This is a genomic window from Delftia sp. RIT313, assembly GCF_000632165.1.
Taxonomy (GTDB): Bacteria; Pseudomonadota; Gammaproteobacteria; order Burkholderiales; family Burkholderiaceae_C; genus Comamonas; species Comamonas acidovorans.
Genome location: NZ_JFYT01000044.1, coordinates 26,231 through 42,560 on the forward strand (window position 1 = coordinate 26,231; position 16,330 = coordinate 42,560).

General features: G+C 66.8%; 15 protein-coding genes. 6 read left to right on the top strand and 9 right to left on the bottom strand.

The genetic code is table 11. The features are described from left to right. Positions 1-75 precede the first annotated feature (75 nt). On the top strand, positions 76-525 hold the full coding sequence (locus tag BW39_RS12080; protein ID WP_043821945.1) for a winged helix-turn-helix transcriptional regulator: 450 nt from the start codon (positions 76-78) through the stop codon (positions 523-525). Between the two features lie 9 nt (positions 526-534). Next, positions 535-1,020 (top strand): rod shape-determining protein, encoded by a 486-nt coding sequence (locus tag BW39_RS12085; RefSeq protein ID WP_034398539.1) that lies wholly within the window; start codon positions 535-537, stop codon positions 1,018-1,020. Between the two features lie 95 nt (positions 1,021-1,115). On the opposite strand, the gene BW39_RS12090 is transcribed toward BW39_RS12085, so the two are convergent. From BW39_RS12090 to BW39_RS12135, 9 genes are all read right to left on the bottom strand, one after another. Further along, positions 1,116-3,113 (bottom strand): TonB-dependent receptor domain-containing protein, encoded by a 1,998-nt coding sequence (locus BW39_RS12090; protein ID WP_043821947.1) that lies wholly within the window; start codon positions 3,111-3,113, stop codon positions 1,116-1,118. A 333-nt stretch (positions 3,114-3,446) separates the two neighbouring features. Then, positions 3,447-4,895, bottom strand: coding sequence for a D-serine/D-alanine/glycine transporter (cycA, locus tag BW39_RS12095; protein WP_043821949.1), 1,449 nt, complete (start codon positions 4,893-4,895; stop codon positions 3,447-3,449). 265 nt (positions 4,896-5,160) lie between these two features. Next, positions 5,161-5,571: a polyhydroxyalkanoate granule-associated phasin gene (locus tag BW39_RS12100; RefSeq protein ID WP_012205566.1), complete on the bottom strand. Its 411-nt coding sequence runs from the start codon at positions 5,569-5,571 to the stop codon at positions 5,161-5,163. An 82-nt stretch (positions 5,572-5,653) separates the two neighbouring features. Continuing rightward, entirely contained in the window at positions 5,654-6,745 is a 1,092-nt protein-coding gene (locus BW39_RS12105; protein ID WP_043821950.1) for an MBL fold metallo-hydrolase, read from the bottom strand. A gap of 168 nt (positions 6,746-6,913) precedes the next feature. Next, entirely contained in the window at positions 6,914-8,548 is a 1,635-nt protein-coding gene (locus BW39_RS12115) for a DHA2 family efflux MFS transporter permease subunit (protein ID WP_043821952.1), read from the bottom strand. A gap of 45 nt (positions 8,549-8,593) precedes the next feature. Continuing rightward, positions 8,594-9,955, bottom strand: a complete 1,362-nt coding sequence (locus tag BW39_RS12120) for an HlyD family secretion protein (protein ID WP_043821954.1) — start codon at positions 9,953-9,955, stop codon at positions 8,594-8,596. A 132-nt stretch (positions 9,956-10,087) separates the two neighbouring features. Beyond that, positions 10,088-11,563 carry an efflux transporter outer membrane subunit gene (locus BW39_RS12125; RefSeq protein ID WP_043821987.1) on the bottom strand — a complete coding sequence of 492 codons (1,476 nt, stop codon included), beginning with the start codon at positions 11,561-11,563 and terminating at the stop codon, positions 10,088-10,090. A gap of 70 nt (positions 11,564-11,633) precedes the next feature. Continuing rightward, the gene (locus tag BW39_RS12130; protein WP_043821956.1) at positions 11,634-12,170 is read right to left on the bottom strand and encodes a MarR family winged helix-turn-helix transcriptional regulator; all 537 of its coding nucleotides are present in this window, start codon (positions 12,168-12,170) and stop codon (positions 11,634-11,636) included. 164 nt (positions 12,171-12,334) lie between these two features. Next, entirely contained in the window at positions 12,335-12,649 is a 315-nt protein-coding gene (locus tag BW39_RS12135) for a DUF4148 domain-containing protein (protein ID WP_043821957.1), read from the bottom strand. A 320-nt stretch (positions 12,650-12,969) separates the two neighbouring features. Here BW39_RS12135 and BW39_RS12140 point away from each other — a divergent pair, with 320 nt between their 5' ends. From BW39_RS12140 to BW39_RS12155, 4 genes are all read left to right on the top strand, one after another. Continuing rightward, entirely contained in the window at positions 12,970-13,707 is a 738-nt protein-coding gene (locus BW39_RS12140) for an AzlC family ABC transporter permease (RefSeq protein ID WP_016446045.1), read from the top strand. A gap of 3 nt (positions 13,708-13,710) precedes the next feature. Continuing rightward, positions 13,711-14,007 carry an AzlD family protein gene (locus tag BW39_RS12145; RefSeq protein WP_043821959.1) on the top strand — a complete coding sequence of 99 codons (297 nt, stop codon included), beginning with the start codon at positions 13,711-13,713 and terminating at the stop codon, positions 14,005-14,007. Between the two features lie 63 nt (positions 14,008-14,070). After that, positions 14,071-14,415 carry a FlxA-like family protein gene (locus BW39_RS12150; protein ID WP_043821960.1) on the top strand — a complete coding sequence of 115 codons (345 nt, stop codon included), beginning with the start codon at positions 14,071-14,073 and terminating at the stop codon, positions 14,413-14,415. 281 nt (positions 14,416-14,696) lie between these two features. Next, complete coding sequence (locus BW39_RS12155; protein WP_043821962.1) at positions 14,697-16,298, top strand: methyl-accepting chemotaxis protein; 1,602 nt, start codon at positions 14,697-14,699, stop codon at positions 16,296-16,298. Positions 16,299-16,330: the final 32 nt, after the last annotated feature.

Genomic DNA, 16,330 nt, shown 5'->3' on the forward strand with positions numbered 1-16,330 from the left:
GGTTGAGTCCAGTTGCAAAACAAAACTAGTTGGATGCTAGTTGAACCAGTTTTGAAATGCAACCAAAATGACGCCATGAAAGAAGACATCCGCCCTGACACACCGCAGCCCTGTCCGGTGGCCCGCTCCCTGGATGTGATCGGCGACCGCTGGTCGCTGCTCATCGTGCGCGATGCCTTTGACGGCATCAGCCGCTTTGGCGATTTCCAGCGAAGCCTGGGCGCGGCCCGCAATATCCTGGCCGACCGGCTGCGCCGGCTGGTGGAGGCCGGCATCCTGGAAACCCGACCGGCCGCCGAAGGCTCGGCCTACCTGGAATACGTGCTCACGGCTCAGGGACTGGAGCTGTTCCCGGTGATCGTGGCGTTGCGGCAATGGGGCGAAGGCCATCTGTTCGCGCCGGGCGAGGCGCATTCGTTGCTGCTGGACCGCCAGACAGGCCTGCCTGTCGCGCCCATGCTGCCGCGCGGTGGTGATGGCCGGGCCTTGCTGCCGGGCCAGACCGTGGTTCAGAAAATCGATTGATGGATATCCATGCTCTCTGCCTTCGTATCACTCATCTACGTACAGATTTCTCCCGAGCGCCTGACGCTGAAGGATCCGAAGACCGGGCAGACCTTGTCGGAGGTTCCCGAGCTGGCCCTGAGTCCGCCGCCCCGGCGCCGGATTCTCGCGGCCGGCCCGCAGGCCAGGCTCGCGGCTGCATCGGAGCCTGCCGAAGTCGTCAATCCCTTCGCCCACCCGCGTTCGCTGATATCGGACTTCATCCTGGCCGAGCAGCTTCTGAAGTACCAGCTCAGGCGCATGCATCGGCGTGCCTGGCTGGCGGCCTCCCCGCACATCGTCATCCATCCGCTGGGCGACCCCGAGGGCGGATTCACCCAGGTGGAACTGAGGGCCTTGCGCGAGCTGGCCAACGCGGCCGGCGCCTCGAAGGTGAATGTCTGGACAGGCCGGCCCTTGACAGACGAGGAATTGCTGACGCGCAAGCCCCCTGCGCAGGGCGGTGTCTGGGAGTGAGGCTTTGCTCCTCGCCATGAAAAAAGCGCCCGTCACAACGGGCGCTTTGTCTGGGTCAGCGCAAGGGCCGGCAACGGGCCATCAGAACCGCGCCATCAGAACCGCGCCGTCATCCCCACGAAGTAGGTACGGCCGCCGTTGTCATAGTTGGCGCCGATGGTGCGGGTTTCCTTGTCGGCCAGGTTGATGATGCCGGCGCGCAGGGTCAGGGTGTCGGTCACGTTGTAGTTCATGGACACGTCAAAGGTCGTATAGGCCTTGGCGAAGGTGGTGGCCGTGCCCGTGGTCACGACTTCCTTGCCCACGTGGCGGGCGCTGAACATGGCGGACCAGCCCTGGCGGATCTGCCACTGCAGCGACGAGTAGATGGACAGCTCGGGCACGGCCAGCAGCGAGGCGCCCGTGCTCAGGTTCTTGGACTCGAACATCTTGGTGATGTTGGTGTTCCAGGTCAGGCCCTTGGCCAGGGGAACGTTCACGAAGCCTTCCAGGCCGCGCGTACGCGCACGCTGGGCGTTGGCCATGCGTGTCCACCAGAAGCCGTTGTAGAAACCCAGCGGCTGGTAGTCGATCTTGTTCTTGAAGTTGGTGTGGAAGTAGGTGGCACCCAGCGCCCAGCCATTGCGGTCCCAGCTGGTACCCAGCTCGAAGTTGGTGCTGGTCTCGGGCTGCAGGTCGGGGTTGCCGGCCATGTAGCAGCCGCGCGTGCCGTCGGCATTCACGCTGGTGTTGGTCCAGCCCATGCCGGCCAGGCTGCGGCAGCCGTTGCCCCCGGATTGCGTGGCGGCGCTGGCCGAGTTTTCCTTCAGGTTGGGCGCACGGAAGCCGCGCGAGACGCCGCCGCGAACCGTCCACTCCGAGGCCGGGTGGTAGACCAGGTAGGCGCGCGGACTCCAGTTGTTGCCGTATTTCTGGTGGTGGTCCATGCGCAGGCCCAGCGTCAGCGCCAGGTTGTCGCGCAGGAAGATCTGGTCCTCGCCGAACAGCGCCCAGGTGGTGGCGCTCAGGCCCGAGCCCGAGACCGGGCGCCCCGCGTAGTCGATGGGAGCCAGGCCGATGGTGTCGCGGTTGTCCAGCGACTCGCGGCGCCACTGCATGCCCAGCGTCATGGCCTGGTCCAGGCCCCACAGCTTCAACGGCTTGTCGATGCGGCCGTCCAGCGTGGTTTCCTTGGAGTTGTTGCCGATGGTGTCGCCCTTGTCCTCGTACTTGTTGTGCACGAGGTTGAGCTTGGAGGTCAGGTCGCCCCAGCGGCCGTCATGGCTGAGGCCGAACTTGGTCTGCTCCAGCTTGCTCAGGCCCCAGGGATAGACCACCTGGTCGCCCGACGCCGTGCGCGCGTCGGAGCCCGTGGCGCGCTGGATGCCTTGCGCGGCCTCGATGCCGATCACCTGGTCGGGCGTGAGCTGCCAGTTGAGCAGGGCGTTGAGGTTTTGCTTGCGCGAGCCGGCCGTGGACTGGTAGGTGCCCGGGAAGCCGCCCGTGCTCTCGTCGGCAGCGCGGTCCGTGTAGTTGCCGCCCAGGCGCAGGCCGAACTTGTCGGACAGCGGGCCGCTGATGTTGAAGCCCAGCTGGCGCGTGTCGCCGCGGTCGCCGTCGGAGGGCTTGCTGTAGTTCAGCGTGGTCGAGCCGCTCCAGCGCTTGCCGATCTTGCGCGTGATGATGTTGATCACGCCGCCCATGGCGTCCGAGCCGTACAGCGAGGACATGGGACCGCGCACCACCTCGATGCGCTCGATCATCTCGGGCGAGATCCAGTCCAGATCCTGCGAGCCCAGGTCGTCGCGGTAGTTGATGCCGGCCGAGTTGCCCTGGCGCTTGCCGTCCACCAGGATCAGCGTGTACTTCTCGGGCAGGCCGCGCAGCTTGATCTTGGACTGGGCGCCCGTGCCGGACAGGCCGCCGGTGACGCCGGGAATGGTGGACAGCAGCTCGCCGATGCTGGTGACGGGCTTGCGCTCGATGTCCTCGCGGGTGATCACGCTGATGCTGGCCGGCGCTTCCTTGATGTCCACGGCCGTGCCCGAGGCGGTCACCACCACGGTGGACAGGGACGTGTCGGCCTTGTTGTCTGCTGACTGGGCATGGGCCATGGCTGTGCATGCCAGGGCGGCGCAAAGAGGAAGCGGGCGGAGCACCGAGATTCTGACCATCTTTGTAAAGTTCCGGTTTGGTTAAAAATCAAGGTGCGAATGATAACGATTTGTATCCACATCTTTTTGTTGGCGTAAAGACAGTTGTTTTTTTGTTCACTCGTTATCTAACTGCTGGACAGGCCAAAGATGCTGTGCACAAGTTTGGTGCGCAGCAAGAGGGGCAGCGGAGGCGCTGAGGGAGGCGCTGAAGGGGGTGCGCAGAGGGAGCGCGGGCGCCAAAGGCCCCCTGCAATGGCCGCCCCCATGCGCAGGGGGGCGGCCGGGAGGTGGTCAGCGCGGTTCGGCTGCCGTGCCTGCAAGGGCGGTGGAACGCTCCGCCGACTGGCGCGATGCCTGGCGGCGCACGAACTGGTAGGCGATGGCCAGCAGGGCAAACCAGGCCGGCGTCACCACCAGCGCCTGGCGCGTGTCGGCCTGCAGGGTGAGCAGGCCCAGGATGGCGGCAAAGAACATCAGGCAGGCCCAGCACATGGCCACGCCGCCGGGCATCTTGTAGCGCGAGGCCTCATGCAGGGCCGCGCGCTGGCGCCGGTAGGCCATGTACGACAGCAGGATCAGCGACCACACGAACATGAACAGAATGGCCGATACCGTGGTCACCAGCGTGAAGGCTTCCACCAGATCGGGCACCACCCACATCAGAAACGCGCCGGCCAGCAGGCAGGTGCAGGAAAACAGCAGCCCGCGCGAGGGCACGCTGCTGCGCGACAGCCGGTGGAAGGCCCGGGGCGCATCGCCCTTGAGCGCCAGGCCGTAGAGCATGCGGCTGGTGGAGAACACGCCGCTGTTGGCCGACGAGGCGGCCGAGGTCAGCACCACGAAATTGATCACGCCTGCGGCGGCCGGCAGGCCTGCGAGCACGAACAGCTCCACGAACGGGCTCTTGCCGGGCACCACGTCGCGCCAGGGGGTGACGGCCATGATGGCGATCAGGGCCAGCACGTAGAACACGATGATGCGCACGGGAATGGAGTTGATGGCCCGCGGCAGCGTGCGCTCGGGGTCCTTGGCCTCGGCCGCCGTGGTGCCCACCAGCTCGATGCCCACGAAGGCGAACACCGCGATCTGGAAGCCTGCGAAGAAGCCCATCATCCCGTTGGGGAACATGCCGCCGTCATTCCAGAGGTTGGACAGGCTGGCCGTGCGGCCAGCAGGCGAGACGAAGGCGGCACCCACCATGTAAAGCCCCGTGCCCACCAGGGCCACGATGGCCACGATCTTGATCATGGCGAACCAGAACTCGATCTCGCCGAACAGCTTCACCGTCAGCAGGTTCAGGCCCAGCAGCAGGCCCACGCAGGCGATGGCCGGTGCCCACTGCGGCAGGTCGGGGAACCAGAATTGGGAGTAGGCCGATATGGCAATCACATCGGCAATGCCCGTGACGATCCAGCAGAACCAGTACGTCCAGCCCGTGAAGAAGCCGGCCCAGGGGCCGAGCAGGTCGGACGAGAAGTCGATGAAGGAGCGGTACTGCAGGTTGGACAGCAGCAGCTCGCCCATGGCCCGCATCACGAAGAACAGCATCACGCCGATGATGGTGTAGACAAAGATGATGGACGGGCCGGCCAGGCTGATGGTCTTGCCCGAGCCCATGAACAGGCCCGTGCCGATGGCCCCGCCGATGGCGATGAGCTGGATATGGCGGTTGGTGAGATTGCGCTGCAGGTCGTCTTGACCGTGCAGGCCCTGGCCGGCTGGCGGGGCCTTGTGTGTCATCAGAGAACTCCGGGGAAGACTGGCAAAGCGATGGCAGAAAGGGGGAATCCGCCTGCCGCGGCCGTGTTTTCAGTCTCTGCATGGAGTCCATGCCTGGAAATGCGGCAGCGCAGCAAAACGGAACGAAGGCCGCGAGGATACCCGAACCTCGCCCTCGCATCGGCCCTGCCGCGCGGCCGCGCTCCGGTGAATGGAGCGGGCTTGATATGGGTGGATCAGCCGCGTTGAGCAGCGATCAGTCGCACTTAACCGTGCTTGGCCGTGCTCAGCCGCGCGCCAGGCGCTTGGCATTGGCCACCGCCGTGCGGTGCACGGGGGCCAGGCCCTTGCCCACCACGCCCCACATGGCGTTTTGCCATTGCGAGGCCTGCGATGCCAGGGCTCCGCCGTTCCAGGTGGAGGTGCTCCAGGGGGTCCACCACATGCGCATCCAGGCCTGCATCAGGGCCTGGCTGGCAACCATGGACTGCATGCCCATCGCCGCCCACGATTGCTGAAAGGCCGTCTGTTTCTCGGACACCATGCGTGTGAATTCACGCCGGTCCCGCGCGGAGGGATTGGCGCCTGCCATGGCCATGCGGGTGAGGCGATGGGCCACGACCTGGGGCGCTGCGACGGCCAGGTCGGTGGCCTGGCGGGCGACCAGGGCGGCCCGGGGATTTTTGCGATTTGCCATGTGCACTCCTGAAGCTGGGTTCACTTTATCCAGATGGATGCCGGCCCGCGTAGGCCGATGACGCAATGCAGCAAAAACGGATTTATCGCGGCTGGGCCTGTGGCGCTGATGCGGCTGCGTCCTGCACGGCAGGGGATACCAGGGCACGCCACCAGCGTTCGCCTGCATGGGGTGCATCCAGGTCCACGCGCTCGCCCATCATGGGGGTGGCCACAGCAATGCCGTGCTCGGCACCCAGGGCCAGCACGCGCTCGAAGGGGTCCCACCAGGCATGCATGGCCAGGCTGAAGGTGCCGTTGTGAATGGGCAGCAGCCAGCGTCCGCCCAGGTCGCGGTGGGCCTGCACGGTCTGGGCCGGGTGCATGTGCACATAGGGCCAGTGCGGGTCGTAGGCGCCGGTTTCCATCAGCGTGAGGTCGAAGGGGCCGAAGCGCCGGCCGATTTCCGCAAAGCCGTCGAAATAGCCGCCGTCGCCGCTGAAGAAGACACGCAGCGTGTCGGCGCTTGCCAGGTCCTCGATGACCCAGGACGCCCACAGCGTGCGGTTGCCGTCGCGCAGGCCCCGGCCCGAGAAATGCTGGGCCGGCGTGGCCGTGAAGCGCAGGCCGTCCACCTGCACGTCCTGCCACCAGTCGAACTGGCGCACCTTCTCGGGGGCCACGCCCCAGTCCATGAGCCGGTCGCCCACGCCCAGCGTGCACAGGAAAAAGTCGACCCGGGGCGCCAGGGCGCGGATGGTGGCACGGTCCAGATGGTCGTAGTGGTCGTGCGAGAGCACCACGCCGCGCAGCGCGGGCAGTTCATGCAGGGCGATGGGCGGCGCATGAAAGCGCTTGGGGCCGATGAAGGAAAAGGGCGAGGCGCGCTCGGCAAACACCGGGTCGGTGATCCACCAGCCGCCGCGCAGTTTCATCAGCAGCGTGGAGTGGCCCAGGCGGTACAGGCTGCGCTCGGGCGCGGCGGCCAGGTCGGCCGGGGTGAGCCGCTGCACGGGCAGGGGCGCGGCAGGCTCGGTGTCCTTGGGCTTGTTGAAGAAAAAGTCCCACATCACCTTGGCGTCGGGCTGGGGCGCGTTGGCGGGGCGGGGATGGACGTTGCGAAAGCGCCCGCCCGCCGACTGGGGTGATTGGGCGTAGTCGGCAATCGGGGCGCGGAAGATGCGAGGTGTTTTCACGGTGCTCCGTCGGTGTTCAGGCCGCCGCCATCATGGAACCGGTGGCGCAGCCCTGTCGAGATGGTGGTCTTGGCGGCCCGATTCAAGGCGCCTTGCGTGTCGTCATGTAAACAAAAAAGGAGCTGCCCCTGCAGGCAGCTCCTTGTCGTGATGGCCGCAAGCTGGGCCTCAATGGGCGCCGGCCGCCTCGGCACCGCCGGCATGGCCCGCAGGGCGCCTGGTCATCCAGATCAGCACGATCAGCACCAGGAACAGCACGGACGACGCCAGGAAGATGTCGTCCGCCGCCCGCGTGTAGGCCTGCTGGTCGATAAGCCGGTTGATCTGGGCCAGCGCCTGCGCCTGGCTCAGGCCTGCGGCCTGTAGCCCCTGCAGGGTGACGCCGAACACGCCCTGGCCCTGGATCAGCCCTTCGGTCAGATGGGCGTGGTGCAGCGCGGCGCGGTTTTCCCACAGCGTAGTGGCGATGGAGGTGCCCATGGCACCCGCCGTGATGCGCACGAAGTTGCTCAGGCCGGCGGCGGCCGGGATACGGTCCGGCGAGATGCCCGACAGCGTGATCGTCGTCAGCGGGATGAAGAAGAACGCCATGGCCCCGCCCTGGATCAGCGTGGGCACCAGGATGTGCATGAAGTCCGTCTCCACCGTGAAGCGCGAGCGCATCCACAGCACCAGGGCGAACACCACGAAGGCGCCCGTGGCCATCTTGCGCGGGTCCCACTGCGTGACCTTGCGGCCCACCAGCGGCGTCAGGATGATGGCGAAGATGCCCACCGGCGCCAGCGCCATGCCGGCCGTGGTGGAGGTATAGCCCATCCACTGCTGCAGCCACAGCGGCAGCAGCACCACGTTGCCGAAGAACAGGCCGTAGGCAATCGACAGTGCCACCGAGCCCGCCGCGAAATTGCGGCGCATGAACAGGCGCAGGTCCACCACCGGGTGCGCATCCGTCAGCTCCCAGACCAGGAAGACCACGAAGCTCACGATGGCCAGCACGCACAGCGTGACGATCTCGCCCGAGGCGAACCAGTCCAGCTCCTTGCCCTTGTCCAGCATCAGCTGCAGCGCGCCCACCCACAGCACCAGCAGGGCCAGGCCCACGGAGTCGATGGGCAGCTTGCGCGTAGGGGTCTCGCGGCTGCGGTAGATGCTCCAGGTCATCAGGGCCGACAGCAGGCCCACGGGCACGTTGATGTAGAAGATCCAGGGCCAGGAGATGTTGTCCGTGATCCAGCCCCCCAGCAGCGGCCCGACCACGGGCGCCACCAGGGTGGTCATCCCCCACAGCGCCAGCGCCACCCCGGCCTTGGCCGGCGGGTAGCTGGACAGCAGCAGTGTCTGCGACAGCGGGATCATGGGCCCGGCGACCAGCCCCTGGAGCACGCGGAACAGCACCAGCATCTCCAGCGACGAGGCAAAGCCGCACAGCCAGGAGGTCAGCACGAACAGCAGCACGCTCATGGTGAACAAGCGCACGGCGCCGAAGCGCTGCGTGAGCCAGCCCGTGAGCGGCACCGAGATGGCATTGGCCACGCCAAAGCTGGTGATCACCCATGTGCCCTGGCTGGGGCTGACGCCCACGTCGCCCGATATCGCCGGAATGGCGACGTTGGCAATGGACGAGTCCAGCACGTTCATGAAGGTGGCCAGCGACAGGGCCAGCGTGCCCAGGGCCAGCTGGGCGCCCTTGAGCGGTGCGGGCCGTGCGGGCATGGCAGGCGATGCCGAGGGTGGCGCGGCAGGCGGCACGGTCGGCCCACCCGGCTGCGCCGGCTCCGGCACGGCGGTGGTAGAGGAAGTCATAGGCAGTCCGCGTAGGTTCTGGGAAGGCGGGGAAGCGATGCCTGCTTACTTGGACTGCGTGGCCTGCGCGTCAACCGGCGCGGAGGCCACTGCGGCTGGCGCCTTGCCCTGTGCCCTGTCTTGCGCATCGGCCATGGCGACGGGCGGCAGCTCGGGCAGCTGCTTGAGCGGTGCCACGTTCTGGCCTGCCACGATGTGGGCGATGCGTTCCTCGGCCTGCGGCAATGCCATGTCGTAGATGGAGGTCTGGGCCACGGGGGCATTGCGCGTGGCGGTTGCCAGGACTTCACCCTGCTGGTCGCGCACGTCCACCTTGGCCTCCATCGACAGGCCCACGCGCAGCGGGTGCTGGGCCAGGTCTTCCTGCGACAGTGCAATGCGCACGGGCACGCGCTGCACCACCTTGATCCAGTTGCCGGTGGCGTTTTGCGCGGGCAGCAGCGAGAAGGCCGCGCCCGTGCCTGCACCCATGCCCACCACGGTGCCGTGATAGCTGATCTTGTCGCCGTAGACATCGGCCGTCAGTTCGGTCTTCTGGCCTATGCGCAGCTGGGCCAGCTGGCTTTCCTTGAAGTTGGCATCCACCCAGAGGTTGTGCAGGCCCACCACGGTCATCAGCGGCGCGCCCGAGGCCACGCGCTGGCCCAGTTGCACGCCGCGCTTGGCCACATAGCCTTCCACGGGCGAGACCAGGCGCGTGCGCTGCAGCGCCAGATAGGCCTCGCGCACCTTGGCGGAAGCGGCGATCACGCTGGGGTGCTCTTCGGCGCTGCTGCCCTTGGTCTGGGCTTCGGCAGCGGTCAGCTGCGCCTTGGCGGCGCGCACGGCGGCTTCTGCTGCAGAGGCGGCATTGCCTGCCGTGCGGGCCAGGGACTGGGCGTGGTCGAACTCTTCCTTGCCCACGGCGCCCGTGGCCAGCAGCGGGCGGCGGCGGTCCACGTCCTCGCGGGCGCGGGCGGCATCGGCCTGCAGGCGGGCCAGGTCGGCCTCGCGCTGGGCCACCTGGGCGACCAGGGGGGCATTGTTGGCGTACAGCGTGCGCACCTGGCGCACGGTCTGGGCCAGTTGCGACTCGGCCTGGGACAGGGCAACCAGGGCATCGGCCGAGTCCAGCTGCACCAGCAGCTGGCCGGGCTTGACGTAGTCGGTGTCGTCGGCGCCGATGCTGATCACCGTGCCGCCGATCTGCGGCGTGATCTGCACCACGTTGCCCGCCACATAGGCGTTGTCCGTGGTCTGGTAGTTGCGGGCCACCATCCAGTGCCAGCCGCCCCAGGCGACGGCGGCCACCGCGACTGCGGCGGCGATGAGGGTCAGGCCCTTGCGGCGACCCTGCGGATTGGCCACGGGCGAGGCTGCGGCCGGTGCGGCGGCAGGGCTGGGTGCTTGCTTGTTGGAGTCGGTCATGGTGTACGGCGCTTTGTTATCTGTGAATGTGGTTGTGCGGCCGGGGCAGGGAGCTGGCGGTCTGTCACGCTGGCTGGCGGTCTGCCCGGTGGAGGGTCAAGAGTGCGGTGGATTCCTGTGCGGGTTGCGATCTCAGTGCTGGCTGACCTGCACGGCAGCCGTGCCATCGGTCCAGCCGCCGCCCAGCGCCTTCATCAGCGACACGCGCGTGTCCAGCGCGCGGGCGCGCAGGTCCACGTCCAGGCGGCGCTGGGTGATCACCTGGGTTTCGGTGTTCAGCACCGTCACCTGGCTGGCCAGGCCTGCCTTGTAGCGCTGCACGGCAAAGTCGTAGGCGCGTTCGGCCTTCTCCAGCGACTCGGCCTGCAGCTGCTGTTGGCGCACCAGCGATTGCACGGAAGTGATGGCGTCGCCCGCTTCCTTGACCGCATCGAGCACCACGCCGTTGTACTGGGCAATGGCGGTGTCCAGATCGGCCTGCGTGCCGCGCAACTGGGCGCGCAGGCGCTTGCCGTCGAACAGGGGCAGGCGCAGCGCGGGCGTGATGCCCATCTGGCGCGAGCTGCCCTTGAACAGGTTGTCCAGGCCGATGGCATTGAGGCCGATGAAGGCCGTGAGATTGATATCGGGATAGAAATCCGCCCGCGCGCTCTCTATGCCCTGCGTTGCGGACTCCACGCGCCAGCGCGCGGCCACCACATCGGGGCGGCGGCCCAGCAGGTCGGCACCCAATTGGCCAGGCACGGCCTGGATCTGCAGCGCGGCCAGACGGGGCGACAGCTGCAGCTGCGCCTCGGGCGCCTGCCCGCAGAGCACGGCGATGGTGCGGCGCGCCAGCGTGATCTGCTCGTCCAGCATTTCGATCTGGGTACCGGCATCGGGCAGGCCGGCCTGGGCCTGGGTCAGCTCCACCTGGCTGTCCAGCCCGGCGCGCGTGCGCTGCTGGCTCAGGTCCAGCAGCGACTGGCGCTGGGTCAGCGTGCGGCCAGCCACATCCTTTTGGGCAATCAGGCGAGCCAGCGCCACATAGCTGCGCGCCACCTGGGCGGCGAGCTGGTTGGCGGCGGCGGCACTGTCGGCCTGGGCGGCACGGGCCTGGCCCAGGGCGGCCTGCAGGTCGGCGGCATGGCGGCCAAAGAAATCCGGTGTCCAGCTCAGGCCGGCCTGCAGGTTGCCGGTGTTGTAGGTATGGCCGGCAATGGGTGCGGGCACCAGGCCGTTGGCGCTGTAGTGCTGGCGCGTGGCGTCGACGCCGAGCGTGCCGCGCACATCGGTGGCCGTGCTGGTGGCCGTGGCCAGGGCGGCAGCCTTGTCGAAGCGGGCGCGGCTCATGGCCAGGCTGGGGCTGCCCTGCAGCGCCTGGGCGATCAGCGCATCCAGCTGGGCATCGCCCAGGGACTTCCACCAATCGGCGGCGGGCAGGCTGGTATTGGCGCCTGTCTCGGACTGGGCCGTCAGACCCAGTTCGGCGGCGCCCAGCCGGGCCAGCGGCTCATGGGCCGGGCCCTGGGAAGCACAACCGGCCAGGGCCAGCGCGGCGCACAGGGTGGCCGCTGCGGCGGCCACGCGGCGGGGCGCAGCGGACACGGAAACAAAGGATTTGGGCATGGTGGTCTGCCTGTTGGGGGTCAAGAATCAGGAAATCGGAAACAGGGGCGGAAAAAGGGGGCTGGCGCTGTCAGTCGACAGGCGTGGCAGGCGCAGGGGCCGGCGGAGCAGCTTCCGGCGCGCGCATCGCATCGCCGTTGGCCAGCAGGCGGCGCAGCATGTCCAGCAGCTGGCGCGACTCGTCATGGCTGAAGCCGGCCATATGGGCATTCATCACGCTGGACAGCACCTGCGGCACCTTGGCCGCCATGGCGCGGCCTTCATCGGTCAGCACCAGCTTGACCACGCGCCGGTCCACCGTGGAGCGCTCGCGCCGCAGCATGCCCTTGGATTCGAGCCGGTCCAGCGCCCGCGTGATGGAGGCCGGATCCAGCCCCAGGTCACGCGCCATGCCGGCATTCGTGGCATCGCTGCACAGCAGCAGCTTGTACAGCGGCAGCCACTGCACATAGGTCAGCTCATGCTCGGCCAACTGCGCATCGGCCTGCTGGAGGATGGAACTGAGCACCTTGCGCATGAGGAACCCCACGCTCTCGAAGGGCGTGTAGCTGCCTGGGCTGTAGAAGTCCGAGGGCTGCAGGCCGTTGGGCAGGGGAGGCTGGGTCATGGTGTCTGCGGGTGAAATAATTGACTGCGCAATGATTGTTGCGGCAATTATTGCAGAAACACCGGTTGACCGTGTGACGCGAGGGTGCCGGGGACGGGATCAGGGTTATCCAGACCCGCCGGTGGCTTTCAGCTCCTCAGATCCGCCACCGGCCGCCTTCAAGCTCACTTGTCCTGGGCCACCGCATGTCCCTTCTCCAGCCTTGCTACCGCCTCCCGGTAGGCGGGGCTGGCGCGCAGCTGCTGGTAGCGCTCCAGGCCGCGCTGGTATTCGGTGGAGCGGACATCGATCTCGCGGTCCGAGAGATAGGTGAGTCCGGCGCGGTGCCACATTTCCAGGTCGGCCAGCACCTGGGCGCGGCTGAGGTCGGTGGGGGCAGCGGTGGAGGAGGGCGCGGCGTCCTGGGCGAGGGCGGTGCCGGCCAGGCCCAGGCTGAGGGCGGCCAGGGCGATGAAGCGGGTGAAGTCGGAAGTGCGCATGGGGAACCTTTCAGGTGAAGCGAAGTGATGAGGGCTTCATGGTCCCGCCGCCGCCCTGGCCGGCACAGCCGTTTGCGACGCACTGCAGCATGGCGGGAGCCAATGGCCGTTGGGTTTCGTGAAATGTCAGGAGGGCAGGCGCGGCCAGCCGAGGAGCGCCGCCAGCCATGGAAATGGGTTGAGCGGCGCTTGTGCGGCACTTGTACAGCAGATAATTTCAAGTTAATCGAATAAATCGGCATAAACAGCTGTGAAATGGCTGATGGAAGCATGAATCGGCAGCAAATTCCAGCTGCGCAGGCCGACAATCGCCGCTCTCCATGTCTTCATCCATTCCACTTTCCCCCGCTGCCGTTTCGGCAGATTCCGTCTCCCGCAGTTCCGAGGCCTTTCGCGGCTTCAGGGATGCGATTCCCGTGATGCTGGGCTTCGTGCCCTTTGCCCTGGTGCTGGGCGCGCAGGCCGTGCAAAAGGGGCTGGCACCGCTGGAAGTTCCTCTCATGACCGGGATGAACTTCGGCGGCGGCTCGGAGTTCACGGCCATACGGCTGTGGACGTCGCCGCCGCATGTGCTGCTGATCGTCGCCATGTCCTTCCTGGTCAATTGCCGGCACATCCTGATGGGTGCGGCGCTGGCGCCGTATCTGCGCCATCTGCCCAGGCGCCGTGCGCTGCCGGCACTGTTCTTCATGTGCGATGAAAGCTGGGCGCTGGCCCTGGCAGACGCGCAGCGCAGTGCCGCCCGGCGCGTGAGCCTGCCTTACTACATGGGCGTGTCGGCGGGCTTGTACATGGCCTGGGTGTCGTGCACGGCGGCCGGTGCGTTTCTGGGGCCGCGCATTGGCGACCTGGAGCAGTACGGCTTCGACATGGCGTTCACCGCCGTGTTTCTGGTGCTGCTGCGCGGCATGTGGAAGGGCGTCAGGCCTTGCCGGCCCTGGCTGGTGAGCCTGCTGACGGCGGCCCTGGTCTACAAGCTGGTGCCTGGCGCCTGGTATGTGGCGGCCGGCGCCGTTTCGGGCCTGATCTGCGCGGCCTTGCTGGCGCCCAGGAGCTGAGCGATGGAAGCCACAACCTTGCTGACGCTGGTGCTCATGGCGTGCAGCACGTATTTCACGCGGGTGATCGGCTACCTGCTGCTGCGCGGGCGCACGCTGAGCCCGCGCATGCAGTACGTGATGGAAAGCCTGCCGGGCTGCGTGCTGATCTCGGTGATTGCTCCGGCGTTTGTGTCCGAGCGGCCGGCCGATCTGCTGGCCCTGGTGGTGACGCTGGTGGCCGCGAGCCGGCTGCCCATTCTGCCGACGGTGCTGATCGGCATTGCATCGGCGGCAGCGCTGCGGCATGTGCTGGGGTGATTGCGTGCGGGGCAGCGGTGTTTTTGGCCTTCAGTTCGTGCGCCGGTGGTCGATGTACGGGGCATGCAAGTCTCATCCTCCACATCGGCTTCCGCCTCGGGAGCCGCTTCATCCTCCGGCGGCAATGACATCGCTGCGTTGCAGCGCAAGCTCAAGGAGCTGCAGCAGGCGCTCAAGGAAGTGTCTTCCGAGAACATCGACGCCAAGGCCAAGCAGACGAAGGCCAAGCTGCTGCAGTCGCAGATCATGATGGTGCAAAGCCAGATCGAGGCGCTCATGCGCGCCAGGCAGCAGGCCCAGATCGACAAGCAGCGCGAGCAGCAGCAGGCGGCCGAAGCCAAGTCGCCGTCCCAGCCGAAGAGCAACAAGGCGCCCGGACTGGGTGGCCTGGTCGACGTCTACGTCTGAATGGAAATGGCTCGTGCTTTCACGGGCCATTTTTTTGATGATATCAATGTAACTTACATGAATGGATTGGCCGTGCCTTGGATGGGTTGGCCTGGCAACGGGGTTGAGGGCAGGGGCGGGGCATCCGCACTGTGGCGGGCGTCTTTACACATCTCGCGGAACTTATTGAGTTTTGTCTCTCAAGAAATCGGCCACCGCTACCGATAAGGCAGCTAATGTGACTGCCTGGATGCGATAGCGATGGCCTATACCGACGGCAGCACTGGGCCAGAGGTTCTGCGATGAAAAAACTCAGCGATGTGCGTATCGGTACCCGGCTTACAGCCGTCTTTCTTGTCCTGCTGGTCTGCCTGATGGCCGTAGGGGGCGTCGGCGCAAGGGCGCTGGGCCATGTGTTTTCGGGCACGGAGACCCTGTACCAGGACCGTGTGGTTCCACTCAAGCAGCTCAAGCAGATTGCGGATGCCTATGCCGTCAACGTCATAGACACGGTCAATAAAGCCAATGCGGGCCTGATCACGGCGCAGGAGGCATCGGCCAGCATCTCGGGCACGCTGCCCGCGATCGAGGCCGCCTGGCGCAGCTACTCATCCACCCAGCTCACCACGCAGGAGGCGATGCTGGCCAAGCAGGCCCAGGCACTGTTCGCGCCGGCCAACCAGAGCATCGACAAACTGCTGCAGCGCCTCAAGCAGCTGGACGGCAAGAAGGCCGGCAGCCTGGATGAGTTCGACGGCGCGCTGTATGCCAGCATCGACCCCATCAGCGCCAAGATCGGCGAGCTGGTCGAGCTGCAGCTCAAGACGTCGGAGGATGTCTATGGGGACTCCAGGGAGGTTTTTGCACGGTCGCAGATGCTGATCTACGGTTTTGTGGCGGCGGCCGTCATCCTGGCCGTGGCCCTGGGCTACATGGTCACGCGCTCCATCACGGTGCCCTTGAAGTCGGCCGTGGAAGTGGCCCGGCACATCGAGCAGGGCGACCTGGCTTCGGAAATCCAGGCCACTGGGCGTGACGAGGTCGGCGACCTGCTGCGCTCCATGAGCGCCATGCGCGAGTCGCTGGCAAACATCGTGGGCGATGTGCGGCGCGGCGTGGAGTCGGTGACCACGGCCTCCAGCCAGATCGCTGCCGGCAACCAGGATTTGAGCAGCCGCACCGAGCACCAGGCCTCCAGCCTGCAGGAAACGGCGGCGTCCATGGAGCAGCTGGCCGGCAACGTGGGCCAGAGTTCCGAGAACGCGCGGCAGGCCAGCGCCCTGGCCGTGCGTGCCAAGGAGGTGGCCGGCGTGGGCGGCGGCGCGGTCGCCAGGGTCATCGGCACCATGGACGAAATCTCGGCCAGCAGTGGAAAGATTGCCGAGATCACGGGCGTGATCGACTCCATTGCCTTCCAGACCAATATCCTGGCGCTCAATGCAGCGGTGGAGGCCGCGCGGGCTGGCGAGCAGGGCAGGGGCTTTGCCGTGGTGGCCGGGGAAGTGCGCTCCCTGGCCCAGCGCAGCGCCGCAGCGGCGCGGGAGATCAAGGCACTGATCACGGCATCCACCGACAAGGTGCGAACAGGCGGCAACCAGGTCCGGGAGGCAGGCAAGGCCATGGATGCCATTGAAGCCCAGGTGAGCGAGGTGGCGTCGCTGATCGAGGCCATCTCTGCCTCCAGCGTGGAGCAGAGCGGTGGCCTGGGGCAGATCACCCAGGCCGTCTCCCAGATGGACCAGGTCACGCAACAGAATGCCGCCTTGGTGGAAGAGTCGGCAGCCGCTGCAGCCAGTCTGGAACGGCAGGCGCGGGTGCTTGCACAGGCGGTGGCCACGTTCCAGATCAGCTCGGCGAAGGAGATCGGCATGGCGAGCCCCGGCCTGACACTGGCAGCTGCTTGACGCAGACCCAGGAAGAGCGTGCGCAGTGCGCT